The 21,718-nt window shown below is 71.3% G+C and carries 24 protein-coding genes; 23 read left to right on the plus strand and 1 reads right to left on the minus strand.

Going from position 1 to position 21,718, the window contains the following annotated elements:
* The 11 genes from J1M46_RS13515 to J1M46_RS13565 form a co-directional block, all read left to right on the plus strand.
* Positions 1–1,237 (plus strand): FHA domain-containing protein (locus J1M46_RS13515; RefSeq protein ID WP_206448271.1); only part of this gene is annotated, 1,237 nt, incomplete at its 5' end.
* Positions 1,234–2,715 (plus strand): serine/threonine-protein kinase, encoded by a 1,482-nt coding sequence (locus J1M46_RS13520; RefSeq protein WP_206448272.1) that lies wholly within the window; start codon positions 1,234–1,236, stop codon positions 2,713–2,715. The genes J1M46_RS13515 and J1M46_RS13520, both read left to right, overlap by 4 nt.
* Positions 2,708–3,454, plus strand: coding sequence for a hypothetical protein (locus J1M46_RS13525; RefSeq protein ID WP_241249128.1), 747 nt, complete (start codon positions 2,708–2,710; stop codon positions 3,452–3,454). The genes J1M46_RS13520 and J1M46_RS13525 overlap by 8 nt, the downstream gene beginning before the upstream one ends.
* Positions 3,455–3,939: 485 nt before the next feature.
* A complete protein-coding gene (gene rpsL, locus J1M46_RS13530; RefSeq protein WP_055787040.1) occupies positions 3,940–4,314 on the plus strand; it encodes a 30S ribosomal protein S12 in 375 nt (124 codons plus the stop codon).
* Complete coding sequence (gene rpsG / locus J1M46_RS13535) at positions 4,314–4,784, plus strand: 30S ribosomal protein S7 (RefSeq protein WP_092915890.1); 471 nt, start codon at positions 4,314–4,316, stop codon at positions 4,782–4,784. The genes rpsL and rpsG overlap by 1 nt, the downstream gene beginning before the upstream one ends.
* 128 nt (positions 4,785–4,912) lie before the next feature.
* Positions 4,913–7,027: an elongation factor G gene (gene fusA, locus J1M46_RS13540; protein ID WP_206448273.1), complete on the plus strand. Its 2,115-nt coding sequence runs from the start codon at positions 4,913–4,915 to the stop codon at positions 7,025–7,027.
* Between the two features lie 153 nt (positions 7,028–7,180).
* Positions 7,181–8,374 (plus strand): elongation factor Tu, encoded by a 1,194-nt coding sequence (tuf, locus tag J1M46_RS13545; protein WP_206448274.1) that lies wholly within the window; start codon positions 7,181–7,183, stop codon positions 8,372–8,374.
* Positions 8,375–8,497: 123 nt separating this feature from the next.
* Entirely contained in the window at positions 8,498–8,929 is a 432-nt protein-coding gene (locus tag J1M46_RS13550) for a DUF1801 domain-containing protein (protein ID WP_206448275.1), read from the plus strand.
* Complete coding sequence (locus tag J1M46_RS13555) at positions 8,922–9,149, plus strand: SCO4848 family membrane protein (protein WP_206448276.1); 228 nt, start codon at positions 8,922–8,924, stop codon at positions 9,147–9,149. Before J1M46_RS13550 ends, J1M46_RS13555 begins: the two co-directional genes overlap by 8 nt.
* Positions 9,150–9,261: 112 nt before the next feature.
* Complete coding sequence (locus J1M46_RS13560; protein WP_206448277.1) at positions 9,262–9,624, plus strand: hypothetical protein; 363 nt, start codon at positions 9,262–9,264, stop codon at positions 9,622–9,624.
* Positions 9,625–9,896: 272 nt separating this feature from the next.
* Positions 9,897–10,448: an OsmC family protein gene (locus J1M46_RS13565; protein ID WP_206448278.1), complete on the plus strand. Its 552-nt coding sequence runs from the start codon at positions 9,897–9,899 to the stop codon at positions 10,446–10,448.
* 214 nt (positions 10,449–10,662) lie between these two features.
* Here J1M46_RS13565 and J1M46_RS13570 read toward each other — a convergent pair whose 3' ends face one another.
* Positions 10,663–11,562, minus strand: a complete 900-nt coding sequence (locus J1M46_RS13570; RefSeq protein WP_342384385.1) for an IclR family transcriptional regulator — start codon at positions 11,560–11,562, stop codon at positions 10,663–10,665.
* A gap of 52 nt (positions 11,563–11,614) precedes the next feature.
* On the opposite strand from J1M46_RS13570, the gene hutH reads away from it, so the two are divergent.
* The 12 genes from hutH to rpsS all read left to right on the plus strand — a co-directional run bounded on the left by hutH (position 11,615) and on the right by rpsS (position 21,710).
* Positions 11,615–13,249 carry a histidine ammonia-lyase gene (gene hutH / locus J1M46_RS13575; protein WP_206448279.1) on the plus strand — a complete coding sequence of 545 codons (1,635 nt, stop codon included), beginning with the start codon at positions 11,615–11,617 and terminating at the stop codon, positions 13,247–13,249.
* Complete coding sequence (gene hutI / locus J1M46_RS13580) at positions 13,246–14,517, plus strand: imidazolonepropionase (protein WP_206448280.1); 1,272 nt, start codon at positions 13,246–13,248, stop codon at positions 14,515–14,517. Before hutH ends, hutI begins: the two co-directional genes overlap by 4 nt.
* A gap of 85 nt (positions 14,518–14,602) precedes the next feature.
* Positions 14,603–15,748 carry a type III polyketide synthase gene (locus J1M46_RS13585; protein ID WP_206448281.1) on the plus strand — a complete coding sequence of 382 codons (1,146 nt, stop codon included), beginning with the start codon at positions 14,603–14,605 and terminating at the stop codon, positions 15,746–15,748.
* Between the two features lies 1 nt (position 15,749).
* Complete coding sequence (locus J1M46_RS13590; protein WP_206448282.1) at positions 15,750–16,466, plus strand: methyltransferase domain-containing protein; 717 nt, start codon at positions 15,750–15,752, stop codon at positions 16,464–16,466.
* Between the two features lie 40 nt (positions 16,467–16,506).
* Positions 16,507–17,637, plus strand: a complete 1,131-nt coding sequence (locus J1M46_RS13595) for an FAD-dependent oxidoreductase (RefSeq protein ID WP_206448283.1) — start codon at positions 16,507–16,509, stop codon at positions 17,635–17,637.
* 102 nt (positions 17,638–17,739) lie between these two features.
* Positions 17,740–17,946, plus strand: a complete 207-nt coding sequence (locus tag J1M46_RS13600) for an antitoxin (protein WP_206448284.1) — start codon at positions 17,740–17,742, stop codon at positions 17,944–17,946.
* 377 nt (positions 17,947–18,323) lie between these two features.
* A complete protein-coding gene (gene rpsJ / locus J1M46_RS13605) occupies positions 18,324–18,632 on the plus strand; it encodes a 30S ribosomal protein S10 (RefSeq protein ID WP_021010896.1) in 309 nt (102 codons plus the stop codon).
* An 8-nt stretch (positions 18,633–18,640) separates the two neighbouring features.
* Entirely contained in the window at positions 18,641–19,291 is a 651-nt protein-coding gene (gene rplC / locus J1M46_RS13610) for a 50S ribosomal protein L3 (RefSeq protein WP_206448285.1), read from the plus strand.
* A 2-nt stretch (positions 19,292–19,293) separates the two neighbouring features.
* Complete coding sequence (gene rplD, locus J1M46_RS13615) at positions 19,294–20,259, plus strand: 50S ribosomal protein L4, sunset domain variant (protein ID WP_206448286.1); 966 nt, start codon at positions 19,294–19,296, stop codon at positions 20,257–20,259.
* Positions 20,259–20,558 (plus strand): 50S ribosomal protein L23, encoded by a 300-nt coding sequence (rplW, locus tag J1M46_RS13620; RefSeq protein ID WP_206448287.1) that lies wholly within the window; start codon positions 20,259–20,261, stop codon positions 20,556–20,558. Before rplD ends, rplW begins: the two co-directional genes overlap by 1 nt.
* Positions 20,559–20,576: 18 nt before the next feature.
* Positions 20,577–21,416, plus strand: coding sequence for a 50S ribosomal protein L2 (gene rplB, locus J1M46_RS13625; protein ID WP_092915856.1), 840 nt, complete (start codon positions 20,577–20,579; stop codon positions 21,414–21,416).
* 12 nt (positions 21,417–21,428) lie between these two features.
* Positions 21,429–21,710: a 30S ribosomal protein S19 gene (gene rpsS, locus J1M46_RS13630; protein WP_092915854.1), complete on the plus strand. Its 282-nt coding sequence runs from the start codon at positions 21,429–21,431 to the stop codon at positions 21,708–21,710.
* The last annotated feature ends 8 nt before the right edge of the window (positions 21,711–21,718 follow it).

Consider the following 21,718-nt stretch of genomic DNA (forward strand, 5'->3'; position numbering starts at 1 on the left):
GCCCGCTCCCGCCCCCGCTCCCGCTGCGGCGCCGGATCTCGCGTCCGCTCCAGCGGCGGAAGCGGCTCCTGGCTCGACGCCCGAGCCCGAGCCCGAGCCCGGCGCCCAGCCCGATCCGTCCGCTGCCGAGCCGGTGCCCGCAGCGGCGCCGACCGAGTCGGCGCTGCGTCCGCCCGCCTTCGGATGGGGTGCACCGCCGGCACCTGCGCCAGCCGAGCCCGCGCAGCGGGAGCCTGTCCAGCCGGAGCCTGTCCAGCCGGAGCCGGTGCCGGCATCCGAGCCGGAGCCGGCCGCGGCAATCGTGGTGCCGCCGCCCGCAGCCGAGCCGGACGAGGAGGCATTCGACGAGCCGATCGACGAGCACACCGTGGTGATGCCGGGTCGCGAGCGCGCGCAGACAGGACCCGCGGTGCTCTCCGCACCAGCGCCATCGGCGTCGGCGCCTCCACCGCCTGCAGCGACGTCGCCCGCGTTCACGGCACCGTCCGCATCCGCGTCAGAGCCCAGCACCGCATCCGCCCCCGTCACGGCCCCGGGTGGGCTCAGCGGGCTGATCGACTCGGTGCCGGGGTTCGTGCGCCCCGCTGTCGCGGAACCCGCTCCCGCGATCGACGAGGCGATGCGGGCGACGTCATCGCCGCAGCCGCCGACCGAGGCTGCGGCTCCGCTGGGCGACCACGACGGTCGCACGCTGACCGTGGCGGAGGCGCGCCGACTGCGCGGGGAGCACACCGCGACCCAGCAGGGCGAGCCGGAGCCCTCGAGCATGCCCGCCACTGGCCCGCTGGTGCTCTCGGTGCTGTGCGAGCAGGGTCACGTGAGCCCGCCAGGATCGACCCGTTGCCTGCACTGCGGGGCCGCCGTGCGGGCAGGCAGCGACGGGCGTCGCAACCGCCCCGACTTCGCGGTGCTGGTCAGCCCCAGCGGCGAGCGGGTGCCGCTCGGCCGCGGCGTCGTCGTCGGTCGCCGGCCCCGCACCTCGCGAGCCGAGCACGACCGCCTGCCGCGCCTGGTCGCGGTCGAGAGCCCGAACGAGGATGTCTCGCGCAGCCACCTGGAGGTGCGCTGCGACGAGTGGACGATCGTCGCCGTCGACCTCGACTCCACCAACGGCACGGTGCTGCTGCAGCCCGGCAGGCCTCCGCAGCGCCTGCGCGCCGGGCAGCCGACGATCATCGCGATCGGCGATCGGCTCGATCTGGGCGACGGCGCGGTCGTCGCGATCGAGGCTCTATGAGTCCCAAGCGCGCCGCATCGCCGCCCCCGAGCATCCCCGGGTACGACTTCGACCGGCTGCTCGGATCCGGCGGCTTCGCCGACGTGTTCCTGTACCAGCAGCTGCTGCCCACGCGTCCGGTGGCGGTGAAGGTGCTGCTGCCCGACCTCGTCGACCGCGACCTCATCGAGGACTTCCGGCACGAGGCCAACATCATGGCCCAGCTCTCCTCGCATCCGTCGATCGTGACGATCTTCGGCGCGGCCGTGAGCGAGGATGGCCGGCCGTACCTGGCGATGGAGTACTGCCCGAGGCCGAACCTCGGCTCCCGCTACCGGCGCGACCGCTTCGCGGTGCCCGAGGTGCTGCAGCTCGGCGTGCAGATCTCTGGTGCGCTCGAGACGGCGCACCGCGCCGGGGTGCTGCACCGTGACATCAAGCCGGCCAACATCCTCGTCACCGCGTACAACCGGCCGGCGCTGACCGACTTCGGCATCGCTGCCTCCGACAGCCGTGCCGGCGGCGAGGGCATGTCGATCCCGTGGTCGCCGCCGGAGGCATTCGACTCCCCGCCGCGGGCCGGCCGGGAGTCGGACGTCTTCTCGCTCGCCGCCACACTCGCCACGCTGCTCGCCGGGCGCACGCCGTTCGAGATGCCGGGCCTCGGCAACACGGCGATCGACCTCATCGGACGCATCCAGCGCGGGCAGGCGGCACCGATCGCGCGCGCCGACGTGCCCCAGACGCTGGAGACCGTCCTGCAGCAGGCGATGCACCCCGACCCGCGCCGGCGCCACGCTACGGCGCTCGAGTTCGGGCGCGCGCTGCAGCAGGTGGAGGCAGAGCTGCACCTGCCGCCGACGCAGATGGATGTGCTCGACGAGAACCTGCCGCCGGACGAGGTGGAGGAGGACGACGGTGGCGCCACGCGCATCCGGGGCGTCGTGCACATCGACCCGCACGAGGGGGACGCCGACGCCGGTCGCACCGAGCTGCGGCCCGGCGGCCCGCGCCCGGTGCCCATGCTCGGCGCGGCGCCGGAGCCGGCCGCGCCCTCCGAGCGGCAGCCTGAGCCGGTCGTCCGCAGCCGACGCACGCGCTGGGGCGGGATCGCGGCCGCGATCTCGATCGCGATCGTGCTCGGCACGGTGCTGACGATCTCCTTGCTCTCGCTCGGCGCCGACCCGCGGAGCGAGCCGCAGACCGGTCCGACCGACGGCCCCGCGCAGGCTGCGCCGCCGCCGCAGGCACCCATCCTGGTGGAGCAGCGCATCGAGAGCGGCGAGGCGGTCTTCGTGCTGGGCAACCCGCAGCCGCAGGAGGGCGACCGGCTGCGCTATCGGGTCGATTCGTCGGCCGCGAACGCGCAGACCGAGCGCAGCGACGACCTCACCATCCGCGTGCCTGTGGACCCTGACGGCCGCACCTGCATCCAGGTCGCCGTCGAGCGGGCGAGCGGCGCGTCGTCGGCGCTGGTGGAGCAGTGCATCGATGGCTGAGCCGATGCAGGCCATCACGCTCGAGTTCGCCGGCGAGCTGCACCGCATCGACCCGGGCACGCGCTTCATCGTCGGCCGCGAGGGCCACCTGCGGATCGACGACAACCAGTACTTGCATCGCGCGTTCCTGCAGATCTTCGCCGAGGGCGGTCTGTGGTGGCTGGCGAACGTCGGATCGACGATCGCGGCATCCGTCTCCAGCGCGGACGGCACCGTGCAGTCATGGCTCTCGCCCGGTGCCCGGCTGCCGCTCGTGTTCCCGGACTCGACCGTGGTCTTCTCGGCGGGGCCGACGACCTACGAGCTGCTGATCGCGCAGCCGGACGCGCAGTACGACGTGGTCTCGGGCCTGCCCGTCACCGCGTTCGGCGAGACGACCAGGCGACCCGTCAGCCTGACCCCGGCGCAGCGGCTGCTGATCGTCTCGCTCGCCGAGCCGATGCTGCGACGCGAGGGCGTCAGTGTCGCCGAGATGCCGACCAGTCAGCAGGCCGCAGCCCGACTGGGGTGGACCAGCAGCCGGTTCAACCGGAAGCTCGACAACGTCTGCGACAAGCTCGACCGCTACGGGGTGCAGGGGCTGCGTGGCGGCGCAGGCAGGCTGGCGTCGAACCGCAAGGCGCGGCTGGTCGAGTATGCGGTGATGTCGAACCTCATCACCCGCACCGACCTCGAGCTGCTCGACGACGCGGCGCTGCGCGAGGCCACCGACCGCGCCGACGCCGACACCGACGCCTGATCGAGCTCTCGAGCACGCTGCCGCCGAACGCGCTCGCGAGCCTGCTCGTGCCCATCGTCGTGACCGGGCTGGTGGGCGTGGCTGCGCTGGTGGCGCACCTGACGCTGTCGCGGCCGACGGTGCCGCATCGCGAGGAGATCGCGCTGGCGGAGCGAGCGCAGGCGCTGCCGAGTGCGGCGCCAATCGTGCCCGCGCGACGCGGCTGGGCGAGTGGTGGACCCTCGATCGGGACGCCGCGCCGCAGGCCTGATGTCCGTGCTTGACCAGATTTCCCGCCACCGGTAACATTGAGCGGGTGTGCGCACATGCGCGCCCTGCGTCATGCGCAGGGAGCGTACGAGTTCACTCGGGCTGCGGAGCCTATCCGCAGACCCCCACGGCATATCCAGGAGCACGCGAGAGCGTCAGAGCTGGATCACCGATGGAGCCGGCCGAGCCGGCAAACCACATCGAAGCGCTGTCACCGTGCAGCAGGAAGAAGCAACGTGCCCACAATCCAGCAGCTGGTCCGCAAGGGTCGGTCGCCGAAGGTCACCAAGACCAAGGCGCCGGCACTGAAGGCGAACCCCCAGCAGCGCGGCGTCTGCACCCGCGTCTACACCACCACCCCCAAGAAGCCGAACTCGGCGCTCCGCAAGGTCGCGCGCGTGAAGCTCTCGAACGGCACCGAGGTCACGGCCTACATCCCCGGTGAGGGCCACAACCTCCAGGAGCACTCGATGGTGCTCGTCCGCGGCGGTCGTGTGAAGGACCTGCCCGGCGTGCGCTACAAGATCGTGCGCGGCGCGCTCGACACCCAGGCCGTGAAGAACCGCAAGCAGGCTCGCAGCCGCTACGGCGCGAAGATGGAGAAGAAGTAATGCCTCGCAAGGGACCCGCACCCAAGCGCCCGGTGGTTGCTGACCCCGTCTACGGCGCACCGATCGTCTCGCAGCTCGTCAACAAGATCCTGCTCGACGGCAAGAAGGGCCTCGCCGAGCGCATCGTCTACGGCGCGCTCGCAGGCGTCGGCACCAAGTCGGGCGAGGACGCCGTCGTCGTGCTCAAGAAGGGCCTCGACAACATCCGTCCGACCCTCGAGGTCAAGTCGCGCCGCGTCGGCGGCTCGACCTACCAGGTGCCCGTCGAGGTCAAGCCGCACCGCGCGAACACGCTCGCGCTGCGCTGGCTCGTCTCGTACGCCAAGGCTCGTCGCGAGAAGACGATGACCGAGCGCCTCATGAACGAGATCCTCGACGCATCCAACGGCCTCGGCGCCGCTGTGAAGCGCCGCGAGGACACGCACAAGATGGCCGAGTCGAACAAGGCCTTCGCGCACTACCGCTGGTGATCACTGCGCGCTGGAGCTGAGGGTGGAGGCCCTTTCGGGCCTCCACCGCGACACCAGCGCCGGAGTCCGTCTCGGACTCCGGGTCACTGCTCAACCAAACGCATCCATCCACTCATCGGAGGAACCCTGTGGCACAGGACGTGCTCACGGACCTGACGAAGGTCCGCAACATCGGCATCATGGCGCACATCGATGCCGGCAAGACCACCACGACCGAGCGCATCCTGTTCTACACGGGCGTCAATCACAAGATGGGCGAGACCCACGACGGCGGAGCCACGACTGACTGGATGGAGCAGGAGCAGGAGCGCGGCATCACGATCACGTCTGCCGCCGTGACCTGCTTCTGGGACAACAACCAGATCAACATCATCGACACCCCCGGCCACGTCGACTTCACGGTCGAGGTCGAGCGCTCGCTCCGCGTGCTCGACGGCGCGGTCGCCGTCTTCGACGGCAAGGAGGGCGTCGAGCCCCAGTCCGAGACCGTCTGGCGACAGGCCGACAAGTACGACGTGCCGCGCATCTGCTTCGTCAACAAGATGGACAAGCTGGGCGCCGACTTCTACTTCACGGTCGACACGATCATCAACCGCCTGGGCGCTCGCCCGCTCGTGCTGCAGCTGCCGATCGGCGAGGAGAGCTCCTTCGAGGGCGTCGTCGACCTGGTCGAGATGAACGCGAAGACCTGGCGAGGCGACTCCAAGGGCGACGTGAAGATGGGCGCGGAGTACGCCATCGAGGAGATCCCGGCCGACCTCAAGGAGAAGGCCGACGAGTACCGCGCGGCCCTCATCGAGACGGTCGCCGAGACCGACGACGCTCTGATGGAGAAGTTCTTCGAGGGCGAGGAGATCTCGGTCGCCGAGATCAAGGCCGCCATCCGCAAGATGACGGTCAACTCCGAGATCTACCCCGTGCTCTGCGGCTCCGCGTTCAAGAACCGCGGCGTGCAGCCGATGCTCGACGCGGTCGTCGACTACCTCCCCAACCCGCTCGACGTCCCGGCCATCCCGGGCCGCGATGTGCGCGACGAGGACCTCATCATCGAGCGCCATGCAGACCGTGACGAGCCGTTCGCGGCGCTCGCGTTCAAGGTCGCCGTGCACCCGTTCTTCGGTCGCCTGACCTACGTGCGCGTCTACTCGGGCCAGGTGGACTCCGGTGCCCAGGTCGTGAACTCGACCAAGGGCAAGAAGGAGCGCATCGGCAAGATCTTCCAGATGCACGCCAACAAGGAGAACCCTGTCGCGTCGATGAGCGCGGGGCACATCTACGCGGTGATCGGCCTCAAGGACACGACGACGGGCGACACGCTCAGCGACCCGGCCAACCAGGTCGTGCTCGAGTCGATGACCTTCCCCGCGCCCGTCATCGAGGTGGCGATCGAGCCGAAGACGAAGGCGGACCAGGAGAAGCTCTCCATCGCCATCCAGAAGCTCGCCGAGGAGGACCCGACCTTCCGCACCGAGAACAACCCGGAGACCGGTCAGACGGTCATCAAGGGCATGGGCGAGCTGCACCTCGACATCCTGGTCGACCGCATGAAGCGGGAGTTCAACGTCGAGGCGAACGTCGGCAAGCCCCAGGTCGCGTACCGCGAGACCATCAAGGGCACCGTCGAGAAGTACGACTACACCCACAAGAAGCAGACCGGTGGTTCCGGTCAGTTCGCGAAGGTGCAGATCAAGCTCGAGCCGATGGAGGTCACCACGGAGACCACCTACGAGTTCGTGAACGCCGTCACCGGTGGTCGCGTGCCTCGTGAGTACATCCCCTCGGTCGATGCCGGCATGCAGGATGCGATGCAGGTCGGCGTGCTCGCCGGCTACCCGACGGTCGGCGTCAAGGCGACGCTGCTCGACGGTGCGGCGCACGATGTCGACTCCTCGGAGATGGCGTTCAAGATCGCCGGATCGATGGCGTACAAGGAGGCTGCCCGCAAGGCCCAGCCGATCCTGCTCGAGCCGCTGATGGCGGTCGAGGTGCGCACGCCCGAGGAGTACATGGGCGACGTCATCGGCGACCTCAACTCCCGCCGCGGGCAGATCCAGTCGATGGAGGACGCGCAGGGCGTGAAGGTCATCAAGGCCCACGTGCCACTGTCGGAGATGTTCGGCTACGTCGGAGACCTTCGGTCGAAGACCTCGGGCCGCGCCGTCTACTCGATGGAGTTCTCGAGCTACGCCGAGGTCCCCAGGGCCGTCTCGGACGAGATCGTCCAGAAGAGCAAGGGCGAGTGACGCGTCGGGGCGGCCACCACGGCGCCCCGACCTGCACGCCTGCGACTTCGGTTTTCCCTGCAACCGCGGTCGAAGTACGATAGATCAACACCACCCCGAAGGATCGCCGCGGATGCGGCGGTGCACTCATGAGAACAGTCCTAGGAGGACATAGTGGCTAAGGCCAAGTTCGAGCGGACCAAGCCGCACGTCAACATCGGAACGATCGGTCACGTCGACCACGGCAAGACGACGCTCTCGGCAGCGATCTCGAAGGTCCTGGCAGACAAGTACCCGTCGGCGACCAACGTGCAGCGCGACTTCGCAACGATCGACTCCGCTCCTGAGGAGCGCCAGCGCGGCATCACGATCAACATCTCGCACATCGAGTACGAGACGCCGAAGCGCCACTACGCGCACGTCGACGCTCCTGGTCACGCTGACTACATCAAGAACATGATCACGGGTGCGGCCCAGATGGACGGCGCGATCCTCGTGGTCGCCGCCACCGACGGCCCCATGGCGCAGACCCGCGAGCACGTGCTGCTCGCGAAGCAGGTCGGCGTGCCGTACCTGATGGTCGCGCTCAACAAGTCCGACATGGTCGACGACGAGGAGATCCTCGAGCTCGTCGAGCTGGAGGTCCGTGAGCTGCTCTCGAGCCAGAGCTTCGACGGCGACAACGCTCCGGTCATCCGCGTCTCGGCGCTCAAGGCGCTCGAGGGCGAGCAGAAGTGGGTCGACTCTGTCATCGAGCTCATGGAAGCCGCTGACGAGCACATCCCGGACCCGGTCCGCGACCGCGACCGTCCGTTCCTGATGCCCGTCGAGGACGTCTTCACCATCACCGGCCGCGGCACGGTCGTGACGGGTCGCGCCGAGCGCGGCACGCTGAAGATCAACTCCGAGGTCGAGATCGTCGGCATCCGCCCGACGCAGAAGACCACGGTCACCGGCATCGAGATGTTCCACAAGCAGCTCGACGAGGCATGGGCCGGCGAGAACTGCGGTCTGCTCCTCCGTGGCACCAAGCGCGAGGACGTCGAGCGCGGCCAGGTCGTCGTGCAGCCGGGCTCGGTCACGCCGCACACGAACTTCGAGGGCACGGCGTACATCCTCGCCAAGGACGAGGGCGGCCGCCACAACCCGTTCTTCACGAACTACCGCCCGCAGTTCTACTTCCGCACCACCGACGTCACCGGCGTCATCTCGCTGCCCGAGGGCACCGAGATGGTCATGCCCGGCGACACCACCGACATGACGGTCGAGCTGATCCAGCCGATCGCCATGGAGGAGGGCCTCGGCTTCGCCATCCGTGAGGGTGGCCGCACCGTCGGCGCCGGCACGGTCACGAAGATCAACAAGTAAGACCTGCACGACAACAGAAGGGGCTCCGCGCGATGCGGAGCCCCTTCTGCGTGCTCGGACGCATCCGGCTGACTTCGGCCAGTCGTCTTGGACGCCGACCTCGATCCAGCAGAGGATGGTCGCATGGCAGAGCAGAAGACCAAGCCCACTGGCGCATCCGTCGACGCATTCCTCGATGCGGCCGAGCCGGCTCGGCGAGTCGAGGAGGGGCATCGGCTGGCCGCGATCATGCGCGAGGAGACCGGCGAGGAGCCGGTGCTGTGGGGCCCGTCGATCGTCGGCTTCGGCAGCTACCGCTACGTGTCGCCCTCGAAGACCTCACGCGCCGAGGGCGAGTGGCCGAAGGTGGGCTTCTCGCCGCGCAAGGGGGCGCTCTCGCTCTACGGACTGAAGGATCTGCCCGAGGGTGCGGCGTTGCTGCCGCAGCTGGGCGGCTACACGGAAGGCGCCGGCTGCGTGTACGTGAAGCGGCTCGAGCAGGTCGACGAGGCCGTGCTGCGGGAGCTGATCCGCATCGCCCACGCGCGCGGCGACGATCCGGCCCGCGATGAGTGATGCGGTCGGCGTCGTCGGCGCCGTGCTGCTGCTGATCGGCGCCGCCTTCAGCCTGCTCGTCTGGCCGACGTTCCTGCGACGGGTCGCGAAGGACGAGCGGGCAAGGGATGCGCACGGCAGGCCGACGCGGTTCCTGACCGTGCACGTGGTGCTGATCACGATCGCGCTGCTGATCGCGACCGCGCAGGCGGTGGCCGGCATCTGGTGGCTGATCGACTGACCTCCGCCCCGGAAGGCGCTGAGCCGCTTTGGGGACTGGCGGGCGAGGGCCGGATCGGCTTGGCTGGCAGGTGCGCGGGCGACCGCCGCCCGCTCGGCACAGGAGGTGCGAGATGACCGGGACCGACGACATCGCCGACGCAGGGCTCGCGGCGTTCGACCAGGAGCACGAGCTGGTGCAGCAGCCCGGCGAGCGACCCGACCGGGCTGCCGCAGAGGAGGCGGAGGCCGGCGGCGCCGCGGATGATGTCGCAGACGACTCGGTCGCCCCCGGCACGCAGGCGCCCACCAACGAGCCCGTCGGCTCCGAGACGGGCGGGCCCGATGCCTTCGGCGTCGGCGCAGCCGACACCGACCGCACCGGCGGCAACTGGGCGGACGCCGACGACGCTGGCGCCAGCGACACCGGCATCGCGCCACCGCCAGGAGCGCAGCCGGGCAACGACGACCCCGCCGACAGCGGAGCCGTGCGATGAGCGGCGTCGGCATGCCGACGGCCGCGGATCCGCCGGAGCAGGAGCCTCCCGTGCGCGTGGGCCCCGGCGCACCCGGTGCACCGAGCGCGCCGGAGGCCCCCTTGGGTCCGCCGCCCGTGGCGCCCGAATGGCCCGCCGACCCGACGCCTCCGCCGGGCGGCTGAGCAACTCCGTGACGCCGCGTGACGCGGCATGACGATCGGTGACGCGGTGGGCTTCCGGGCCCGCCGCGTTCCTCCGTAGCGTGTGGACTCCCGACCGAAGGAGACCCCATGAGCATCGCCACCGCATCCACCGCCACCCCCGCCGTCGACGTCACCGCCGACGAGCGCACGCAGCGCCTCGAGCGGGCCGAGCAGGCCTGGGGCGAGCGCCTCGCCGCCGACCCCGCGAACGGCCGCCTGGTCGTCGCCGCCGCCGGTACGGCGCAGGGCTCGGTCGCCACGCGCGTCCGCGCCGGCCGCCACGAGTGGCTGATCGATGAGCCGGCGGCGCTGGCCGGCGACGACGCGGGCACGAGCCCGGTGGAGGCCGCGCTCGGTGCGCTGCTCGCGTGCCAGACCGTCGTCTACCGCCTCTACGCGCAGCGCCTCGGGCTCACTATCGACAGCCTCGAGCTGCGCGCCGAGGGCGACCTGGATGTGCGCGGCCTGTTCGGCGCCGACGACGTGCGACCGGGGCTCGCGGGCATCGAGATCGTCGTCGACATCGACGGCCCGCACGAGGCCGAGCAGTTCGACGAGCTGCGCCGCGTCGTCGACGCGCACTGCCCCGTGCACGACCTCTTCTCGAACCCGACGCCGGTGACGAGCCGGCTCGCCTGATCCGCACGCCGAGCGTCGCCATTGCCTGGCGGCGCTCGGCGTGGTGTGCTGTCAGCAGGCGGCGCACCGCCGCCGCGTCACGAGAGGGGTGCGAGATGGCTGAGTACCAACCGCAGGACGACGACCGCCGCGACGAGGACGAGCCTGATGTCGAGCTGCCGGGTGCAGACGTCGACGGGAGCCGGGACTTCGTCGACGACACCACCGGCGCTTCCTACGACGAGCAGGCCGATCGGGCGCAGGCCGTGATCGATCGGACGCACGCGATGGACAAGCCGGAGCTGCAGCCCGACGATGCCTCCGAGGCCGCGCTGGCAGACTCCCCGCCGTCCGGGCCCGACGCCGACGAGCGGCCCGCCTGAGCCGAAGCGCCGCTGCCGAGCATCTCCCAGTCACTGGGCGCCAGCGCCGCCAGCCGGAAGGTCAGCCCGACGGCCGCGGCGGGATAGCCGGCGGCGTCGCGCGCGGCGGCGGCGACGGAGCCGTAGGCCGCATCCACCTCGCCGTCCTCCCTCGCCCAGCCGCGCCGCCGCACCCCGGCGAGCAGCGTCGTCAGGGCCGAGCGCGTCGCCGGCCGCTCACCCGCCAGGTCGCGGTCGTGGGGGATGAGCGCGCGCACCTGCTGGTCGCCGAGCGCTGCCAGCATCGCCCTGCCGGTCGCCGTGCGCACCGCGGGCAGCCGCACCCCGACGTTCGAGACGGTCGCGGGCGAGCGCCGACCCTCGCCCCGGCCCGCGTAGGCGACATCGCTGCCGGCCAGCACGGCCAGGTGGCTGGTGACCGGCACCGGCGCGGTGCGCACGAGGCCGTCGAGCAGCGGCTGCGCGAGGCGCTCGAGCCTGGTCGCCGCTGCCACCCGCGAGCCGATCTGCTGCACCCGCGCGCTCGCGCCCCACGCGCCCAGCTCCGGGTAGTGCACGAGGAAGCCCTCGTCGCGCATCACCTGCAGCAGCTGGTAGGCGCTCGACCGGGGCAGCCCGAGCTCGCGGGCGATGGTCGCCGCGCGCACCGGCCCGGCCTGCTCTGCGAGCAGCGACAGCACGCGCAGCGCGCTCCTGGCCGCCGGCATCCGCGCCATCGCCATGATCGCCTCCGAGTCTGAGATCTCAGACACGAGTATGACCGAAGCGGATGCGCGTGACCGGCTTCGCAGATGGAATGGGGCCATGACTGTGGTTCTCGGAGACTCCCCCCTCACCCGGCACGAGGTCGTGCAGGTCGCCCGGTTCGACGCGCGCGTCGAGCTGAGCGCCGCGGCGCTCGAGCGCATCGACGCCTCGCGCGCCGTGATCGACTCTCTTGCTGCCGAGACCAGCCCGCACTACGGCATCTCCACCGGATTCGGTGCGCTCGCCAACACGGCCATCGCACCGGAGGACCGCACACGCCTGCAGCAGTCGCTCATCCGCTCGCACGCCGCGTCGAGCGGCGAGGAGATCGAGCGCGAGGTGGTGCGCGGGCTCATGCTGCTGCGGCTGCAGACGCTCGCGACCGGCCGCACCGGCATCCGCCGCGCGACGGCAGAGCTCTACGCCGGCATGCTCAACGCCGGCATCCACCCCGTCATCGGCGAGTACGGCTCGCTCGGCTGCTCGGGCGACCTCGCGCCGCTGTCGCACATCGCCCTCGCCGCGATGGGGGAGGGCACCGTGCGCGTCGACCGCCGGGGCGAGGGGCCGCTCGAGCCGGCCACCGAGCTCCTCGACGCCTCCGAGGCGCTTGCTCGGGCCGGCCTCACGCCCGTCGTGCTGGCCGAGAAGGAGGGGCTGGCGCTCGTCAACGGCACCGACGGCATGCTGGCGATGCTGTGCCTGGCGCTCGCTGACCTCGACAAGCTGCTCGACACGGCCGACCTCGCCGCGGCGATGAGCGTCGAGGGGCTGCTCGGCACCGATGCGCCCTTCGCGCCCGAGCTGATGGCGCTGCGCCCGCACCCCGGCCAGGCCGCCAGCGCCGCGAACATCGCCGCGCTGCTGGCCGACAGCCCCATCGTCGCGAGCCACAAGGGGCCGGAGGACACCCGCGTGCAGGACGCCTACTCGCTGCGCTGCGCGCCGCAGGTGCACGGCACGGCGCGCGACACCGCCGCGCACGCCGCCCGCGTCGCCGAGATCGAGCTGGCGAGCGCGATCGACAACCCGGTGGTGCTGCCCGACGGCCGCGTGGTCTCGAACGGCAACTTCCACGGGGCGCCGGTCGCCGCCGTGCTCGACTTCCTCGCCATCTCGATCGCGGATGTCGCCTCGATGAGCGAGCGCCGCAGCGACCGCTTCCTCGACCCGGCGCGCTCCTTCGGGCTGCCGCCGTTCCTCGCCGGCGACCCAGGCGTCGACTCGGGCCTGATGATCGCGCAGTACACGCAGGCCGGCATCGTCTCCGAGCTCAAGCGCCTCGCGAGCCCGGCATCGGTCGACTCGATCCCCTCGAGCGCCATGCAGGAGGATCACGTCTCGATGGGCTGGGGCGCCGCGCGCAAGCTGCGCCGCGCCGTCGACGGCCTCGGCCGCGTGCTCGCGATCGAGATCATGACCGCCGCGCGCGGCATCGAGCTGCGCGACGACGCTCCCGGACCCCGCACCGGGCGGGTCATCGAGGCGCTCCGCCGGCTGGTGCCGGGCGTCGGGCCCGACCGCTTCCTCGCCCGCGACATCGAGGCATCCGTCGCCTTCGCCGTCGGCGGTGGCGCCCTGCTCGCAGCCGGGCTGCTCGACCACGCGGAGGCGTGGATGCCGCGTCGGGCGTACGGGTACTCGGCCGTGTCGACGACCTTCACCGCGCCCGAGCGAGAGGCGCGGCGATGAGCACCACCCTGATCACCGGCATCGGCGAGCTGACCACCAACGACGACGAGCGCGGGCGGATGCGCGATGCGGCCCTGGTGGTCGACCACGACGTGATCGCGTGGGTGGGTGAGGCATCCGCCGCACCGGCCGCCGACGAGCGCGTCGACGTCGAGGGCCGCGCGGTGCTGCCCGGCTGGGTCGACAGCCACACCCACCTGGTGTTCGCCGGCGACCGCACCGCCGAGTTCGAGGCGCGCATGGCGGGCGAGGCCTACGCGGCGGGTGGCATCGGTGTGACGGTGGGCGCCACCCGCGCCGCGAGCGACGAAGCGCTCACCGCCAACCTCGACCGGCTCGCCGACGAGATGCTGCGGGGCGGCACCACCGCCTTCGAGACCAAGACCGGCTACGGGCTGACCGTCGCCGACGAGCTGCGCAGCGCCCGCATCGCCGCGACCCGCGCCGACTCGGTGACGTTCCTCGGCGCGCACCTGGTGCCGCAGGACTGGGCCGAGCGCGGCGGGGCGGATGCCTACGTCGACCTGGTGACGGGCGAGATGCTGACGGCGGTCGGGCCGCACGTCGATGCGATCGACGTCTTCTGCGAGCGCGGGGCCTTCGACGAGGCGCAGTCGCGCCGAGTGCTCGAGGCGGGCCGCGCCGCGGGGCTCGCGCTGCGGGTGCACGGCAACCAGCTCGGCCCCGGCCCGGGCGTTCGGCTCGCGGTCGAGCTCGGCGCCGCGAGCGTCGACCACGTCGCCTTCCTCGACGACGACGAGGTGCGGATGCTCGCGGAGACCTGGCAGGGCGGCACCGGCACCGTCGCCACCGTGCTGCCCGCCTGCGACCTCTCCACCCGCATGCCGCTCGCGCCCGCGCGGCGGCTGGTCGACGCGGGCGCCGTGATCGCGATCGCGACGAACTGCAATCCCGGCACCAGCTACACGACGTCGATGGCGTTCTGCGTCGCGACCGCCGTGCTGCAGATGGGGCTGACGGTCGAGGAGGCGGTGCGGGCGGCGACGCTCGGCGGTGCCGTCGCCCTCGGGCTCGACGGCGACGAGCCCGCGGCCGCGCCGGTGCGCGTCGCCGGTTCCGGCGGGCGTGGCACGCCCGGCCCGGCCGCCTCGGGCGCCGGGCGTGCCCGCCTGCCGCTGGGACGCATCCGCCCCGGTGCCCGCGCCGACCTGCAGGTGCTCGATGCTCCGTCGATCACGCACCTGGCCTACCGGCCGGGGGTGCCGCTCACGAGCGGCGTCTGGCGCGCAGGCGAGCGGGTCGTCTGAGCTGCGGCGGCTGAGCGAGGTCGAGCCGGCTGCGCTGCGCGCGCCCGTCGGGCGAACCCACAGCGTGCCCCATTACCCTCGCGCCATGACCGTGACGATGCGAGGCCTGTCCACAGCGGTGCCGTCGACCGAGCTCTCGCAGCCGCAGGTCGCCGAGGTCTTCGCGTCGCAGCCGGGCCTGAGCCGGCTCGCGCAGCGCATCGTGAGCACCTCGTTCGGGGTCTCCGGCATCGAGCGCCGCTACACCGTGATCGACGAGCTCACCCTCGACGGCCCCGCGACGGCGGAGCCCGAGTTCTTCGACCGCGACTCCGGCCTGCTGCTCGACCCCGGCACCAGGCTGCGCAACGACCGCTACGAGACGCACGCCAGCCGGCTGTACGTCGAGGCCGGCCGGGCTGCGCTCGACGCGGTCGACGGTCTCGAGCCGGCCGATGTGACGCACGTCGTCACCGTCTCGTGCACCGGCTTCTACGCGCCCGGGCCCGACTTCGTGCTCGCGCGCGACCTCGGGCTGCGGGCCGGCGTGCAGCGCTACCACCTGGGCTTCATGGGGTGCTACGCCGCGGTGCCCGCGCTGCGGCTCGCGAAGCAGCTGTGCGAGGCCGATGCGGATGCGGTCGTGCTGGTCGTGAGCGTCGAGCTGTGCACGCTGCACCTGCGCACCTCGAACGACCCCGACACGATCGTCGCGACCTCGCTGTTCGGCGATGGGGCGGGGGCGGCGCTCGTGACGGCCCGGCCGCCGGGCGAGCGCGAGCGCGCGCTGCAGCTCGACGCCTTCGCGACGCGCACCACACCGCAGGGTGAGGGCGACATGGCATGGCGCATCGGCGACCACGGCTTCGAGATGGTGCTCTCGAACGCGATCCCGTCGATCATCGGCGAGCACGTCACCGGCGCGATCGCGCCGCTGCTGGCGGCGGAGCCGGCGCTCGGCGAGGCGCTCGCGGAGGGGCGCGCGGGTGGCGCGATCGAGCACTGGGCGATCCATCCCGGCGGCCGCAGCATCCTCGACCGGGTCGAGTCGACGCTCGTGCTGAGCGAGGCGCAGCTCGTGCCCGCGCGCGAGACGCTGCGCGACTACGGCAACATGTCGAGCGCCACGGTGCTGTTCGTGCTCGAGCGCATCCTGCGGGATCCCGCGGCGACCGACGGGGACCGGGTGGCGGCGATGGCGTTCGGGCCGGGGCTGACGGTGGAGTCGGCGCTGCTGACCATCCGCGGCTGAGATGCTGCTGAGCGGACTGCGGCGGCGCGATCCTGACGCGCACGAGGTCATGGACGACCCGGCATGCGACCCCGACATGCTCGCCCGCACCTACGCCCGCTTCGACCTCGTGAACGCGGTCGTCTCCGGCCGCGGCGCGCTGTACCGGCGGTGGATCCGCCCCCGGCTGCGCACCGGATCGCGCGTGCGGCTGCTCGACGTCGGCACGGGCGGCGCCGACCTGCCCCGGCGCCTGCTGCGCTGGGCCGCGCGCGAGCCCGGCACGCTCGAGGTGGTCGCGATCGACCCCGACCCGCGCGCGATCGCCTTCGCGGCCGGGCTCCGGGGCATGCGGGGGCTGGAGCTGCGGCAGACGACGACGCGTGAGCTCGCTCGGGCCGGGGCGCGCTTCGACGTCGTCGTCTCCGGCCACGTGCTCCACCACCTCGCGCCGCGCGAGCTCGGCGCGATCCTCGCCGACTCCGAGCGGCTCGTCGCACCGGGAGGCGTGGCCGTGCACGGCGACATCGCGCGATCCGCGCTCGGCTACCTCGCATTCGCCGCGGGCACGCTGCCGTTTCAGGGCACGCTGCTGCGCGACTCGTTCATCCGCTCCGACGGCCTCGCGTCCATCCGCCGCAGCCACACGCCGAGCGAGCTCTCCGCGGCCGCGCCCGCCGGCTGGCGGGTGCAGCGCGGATTCCCCTCGCGGCTCGAGCTGGTCTGGGGCGCGCGGTGACGGGGCGGCGCGAGGTCGCGCTGGTCGGCCCAGGAGCGCCATGACCGGGCGGCACGAGGTCGCGGTCGTCGGCGGGGGCGCCGTCGGGCTGCTGCTCGCGTGCCTGCTGGCGCAGCGCGGCGTCGATGTGGTGGTGCTCGAGCGACGCGGGCAGCCGTCGACGTCCGCGCGCGCGATCGGCATCCATCCGCCGGGCCTCGCAGCCCTCGACGTGGCCGGCGTGGGCGCGTCGATCAGGCGCGAGGGCGCGCCCATCCGTCGAGGCATCGCCCTCAGCGGCGGCCGCGAGGTCGCGGGGCTGCGGCTCTCTGCCGAGCCGATCCGCTCGCTGCCGCAGCTGCGCACCGAGACGCTGCTGCGCGAGCGACTGGCTGCGCTGTCTCCGGGTGCGCTGCGATCCGGTGCCGAGGTCGTGGCGCTCAGCCCAGGGAGCGCGTCCGTCGAGATGGCGCTCGCCGACGGTCGGCGGCTCGTCGTCGACTGGCTGGTCGGCGCCGACGGCGTGCGCAGCACCGTGCGCGAGCTGCTGGGCATCGACTGGCTCCCGCGACGAGGCCTCGGTGCCTACGCGATGGTCGATGCGATGGAGGATGCCGCTGCGCGGACGGACCCGGCTGCGGCCGACGCGGCCCTGCTGCACCTCGAGCCTGACGGCATCGTCGAGTCGTTCCCCATGCCAGGCGGCATGCGGCGGTGGGTCGCGCGGCTGGCTGCACCCGCAGACGACATGCCGATCGAGGCCTTCCAGTCGATCCTCGACGCGCGCCTTCGGGAGCCGCCGCTGCTGCCGGCCGCCGCGCGCGTGAGCACGTTCGTCGCGCAGCAGCGGATCGTGGCCCGCTGCGCGCACGGCCGCGTGGTGCTCGTGGGGGATGCGGCGCATGAGGTGAGCCCCATCGGCGGCCAGGGCATGAGCCTCGGGTGGCTCGACGCGCTCGCGCTCGACCGGATGCTCGCCGGCGGCCCCGTCGACGCGAGCGAGATCGAGCGCTACGCGCGCGCCCGACGTCGATCCGCCGAGCTGGCCATCCGGCGGGCGGCCTGGAACATGGCGATGGGAGCGCCCGCATCAGGGGTCGCGCTCGGTGCTCGGCTCGCGTTCGCGCGTGCGCTCGCGCTGCCGCCCGCGCGCACCGCGCTCTCGCGGGCGTTCACGATGCGCGGCCTCTGAGCCGGCGCCGCAGTGCCCCGCGAGGGGTGGCGCTTGCCAGGCAAGTGTGGTTCTGTGTGCGCGGAAGCCGCGAACAGCGCGGCGACAACCGAGGGAGTGCACATGGGCTTCGAAGATCTCGTCAACAAGGGCAAGGAAGCGCTCAACAGCGAGCAGGGCGAGCAGATGAGCGACCAGGCCATCCAGGGGGCCGGCGACGGCTTCGACAAGCTGACCGGCGGCAAGTTCGCCGAGCACACCGATGGCGTGCAGCAGCAGGCTGACGGCTTCATCGGCCAGCAGGACCAGCAGGAGCAGCAGCAGCAGTAGTAGTCGCTGCAGAGGAGGGGGATGGGGCTTCGGTCCCGTCCCCCTTCTGCTGTGCCGGCACGGGCCGGTCCGAGCCGCGCGAGCACGGGGGAGCACGCACGACACGCCCGGGTTGCACGAACCTCTGCATCCGTGCGAGAATCGACAGGTTGCAAACGCGGCGTTTCAGGTCGCTCACTGCTCTGGCTGTGCACAGGTCGATCACGAACCTGGGCCGCGGGCAGCCCCAACGAGAACTTCACCGGATTCGAGTGCGGCATGGCCGTGCTCGGCATCGGTGCGCGCCCCTTGTGGGCATTGACAGAAGAACAGCGGTGCACTCGAGCAGTGCGTTGCGAGCAGCCTGAACGGCTGCGTCGACAGGAAGAGAGTCAGCCATGGCGGGACAGAAGATCCGCATCCGACTGAAGTCGTACGACCACGAGGTCATCGACTCTTCGGCGCGCAAGATCGTCGACACCGTGACCCGTGCGGGCGCGACGGTGGTGGGCCCTGTGCCGCTGCCGACCGAGAAGAACGTGGTCGTGGTGATCCGTTCACCTCACAAGTACAAGGACAGCCGCGAGCACTTCGAGAAGCGCACGCACAAGCGACTCATCGACATCATCGACCCGACGCCGAAGGCTGTCGACTCGCTCATGCGCCTCGACCTGCCCGCTGACGTCAACATCGAGATCAAGCTCTAAGGAACGCCATGTCGAAGATCATGACGACTCGCGGCCTGCTCGGCAAGAAGCTCGGGATGACCCAGGTCTGGGATGAGCAGAACAAGCTCGTCCCGGTCACGGTGCTCGAGATCACGCCGAACGTGGTCACGCAGATCCGCACGCCCGAGAAGGACGGCTACGCAGCCATCCAGATCGCCGCCGGCCAGATCGACCCGCGCAAGGTCAACAAGCCCGCTGCCGGCCACTTCGAGGCCGCCGGCGTCACGCCGCGCCGCCACATCACCGAGGTCCGCACGGACAACGCCGCTGAGTACGAGCTCGGCCAGGAGCTGACGGTCGACCTGTTCGGCGTCGGCCAGAAGGTCGACGTCGTCGGCACGTCCAAGGGCAAGGGCTTCGCCGGTGTCATGAAGCGTCACAACTTCGCCGGCGTCTCCGCCTCGCACGGTGCCCACCGCAACCACCGCAAGCCCGGCTCCATCGGTGCCTCGGCAACGCCCAGCCGCGTCTTCCGCGGCAAGCGCATGCCCGGCCGCATGGGCACGGACCGCGTCTCGGTGCTGAACCTCACGATCCACTCGGTCGACGCCGAGCAGGGTCTCATGCTCGTCAAGGGCGCCGTCCCCGGCGCTCGCGGCCGTCTTGTGTTCGTCCGCAACGCTGTGAAGGGAGCCTGAGCATGACTGCACAGGTCGCCATCGTCAACGCCGAGGGCAAGCAGGCAGGCTCGATCGAGCTGCCCGCGAGCATCTTCGACGTGCAGACGAACGTTCCGCTCATCCACCAGGTCGTCGTGGCGCAGCTGGCTGCCGCCCGTCAGGGCACCCACGCGGTCAAGGGTCGCGGCGAGGTCTCCGGCTCCGGCGCCAAGCCCCACAAGCAGAAGGGCACGGGCCGCGCCCGTCAGGGCTCGATCCGCATGCCGCAGCACCGCGGCGGCGGCATCGTCCACGGCCCCGTGCCGCGCGACTACTCGCAGCGCACGCCCAAGAAGATGATCGCCGCAGCCCTGCTCGGCGCGCTCTCCGACCGCGCTCGCGGCGGCAAGCTGCACGTCGTCGAGGCGTTCGCAGGCGAGACGCCCAAGACCCGTGTCGCGGTCGAGATGCTCACGGCACTCGGTGTCGCCAAGAACGTGCTGATCGTGCTGGACCGCGCGGAGGAGACGGCGTTCACCTCGGTGCGCAACCTCCCCGAGGTGCACGTGCTCACGTGGGACCAGCTCAACGCCTACGACGTGCTCGTCAGCGACGACATCGTCTTCTCGCAGCCGGCCTACGAGGCGTTCGTCGCCGCGAAGTCGGGCGCGAAGGCAGAGGTCGCCGCAGCTCCCAAGGCTGCGCAGCCCGCCAAGGCCGAGAAGGCTGAGAAGCCGGCCAAGGTCGAGGTCGTCGAGGACGCGCCGGCTGCTGCCGCCGCTGACTTCGGCGCCGACTCGCACGCCGCGCTGGAGGACGGCTCGGCACCCGAGGGCTTCGAGATCAAGGGCAACGCCGACTCGATGAAGTTCCACCGCCCCGGCGGTCGCTGGTACGACCAGACCGAGGCCGAAGTGTGGTTCCGCACCGCAGAGGCCGCTGAGGCCGCAGGCTTCGCCGAGGCCGGCAAGGCCTCGAAGGCTGACAAGGCAGAGAAGGACAACTGATGAGCGGCTACAACAAGGACCCTCGCGACGTCATCATCCGACCGATCGTGTCGGAGAAGAGCTACGCGCTCATCGACATGGGCAGCTACACGTTCGAGGTCGACCCTCGTGCCACCAAGACGGAGATCAAGCTCGCCATCGAGAAGATCTTCAGCGTCAAGGTCGAGCGCGTCAACACACTGAACCGCATCGGGAAGTCGCGCCGCACCCGCTTCGGCACCGGCAAGCGCAAGGACACCAAGCGCGCCATCGTCAAGCTGAAGTCCGGCTCGATCGACATCTTCACGGCTGTCGGCTGAGACTGAAGGAACGAGAACATGGCTATTCGCAAGTACAAGCCGACGACCCCGGGTCGTCGAGGCTCGTCCGTCGCCGACTTCGCTGAGATCACACGGTCGACGCCCGAGAAGTCGCTGCTCCGCCCGCTGCCCAAGACGGGCGGCCGCAACAACACCGGTCGCATCACCACGCGGCACATCGGTGGCGGTCACAAGCGCCAGTACCGCGTCATCGACTTCCGTCGCAATGACAAGGACGGCGTGAACGCCCGCGTCGCGCACATCGAGTACGACCCCAACCGCACGGCGCGCATCGCGCTGCTGCACTTCGAGGACGGCACGAAGCGCTACATCCTGGCCCCGAACAAGCTCGGACAGGGCGACGTCGTGGAGTCGGGCGCAGGCGCCGACATCAAGCCGGGCAACAACCTGCCGATGCGCAACATCCCCACCGGTACGGTCATCCACGCAGTGGAGCTCCGCCCCGGCGGCGGCGCCAAGATGGCTCGTTCGGCGGGCGCCTCGGTGCGTCTGGTCGCGAAGGACGGCCCCTACGTGCAGCTCCGCCTGCCGTCGGGCGAGATCCGCAACGTCGACGCGCGCTGCCGCGCAACGATCGGCGAGGTCGGCAACGCCGAGCAGTCGAACATCAACTGGGGCAAGGCCGGCCGCAAGCGCTGGCTCGGTGTCCGCCCGACCGTCCGCGGTGTCGCGATGAACCCGGTCGACCACCCGCACGGTGGTGGCGAGGGCAAGACGAGCGGTGGCCGCCACCCCGTCAGCCCCTGGGGCCAGGCAGAGGGCCGCACCCGTCGGCCCAACAAGCCGAGTGACAAGCTCATCGTCCGTCGCCGTTCGACCGGCAAGAAGAAGCGCTAGTAGGAGAGTCCGATGCCCCGCAGCCTCAAGAAGGGTCCGTTCGTCGACGACCACCTCCTCACCAAGGTGGTTCGCCAGAACGAGGCCAGCAGCAAGAACGTCATCAAGACGTGGTCGCGCCGTTCGATGATCGTGCCGGCCATGCTCGGTCACACGATCGCCGTGCACGACGGTCGCAAGCACATCCCGGTCTTCGTCACCGAGACGATGGTCGGCCACAAGCTGGGCGAGTTCGCGCCCACCCGTACCTTCCGTGGACACGTGAAGGACGACAAGAAGGGCCGTCGCCGCTAAGCGCGGTG

It is taken from the genome of Agrococcus sp. KRD186, assembly GCF_017168255.1.
Classification (GTDB): Bacteria; Actinomycetota; Actinomycetes; order Actinomycetales; family Microbacteriaceae; genus Agrococcus.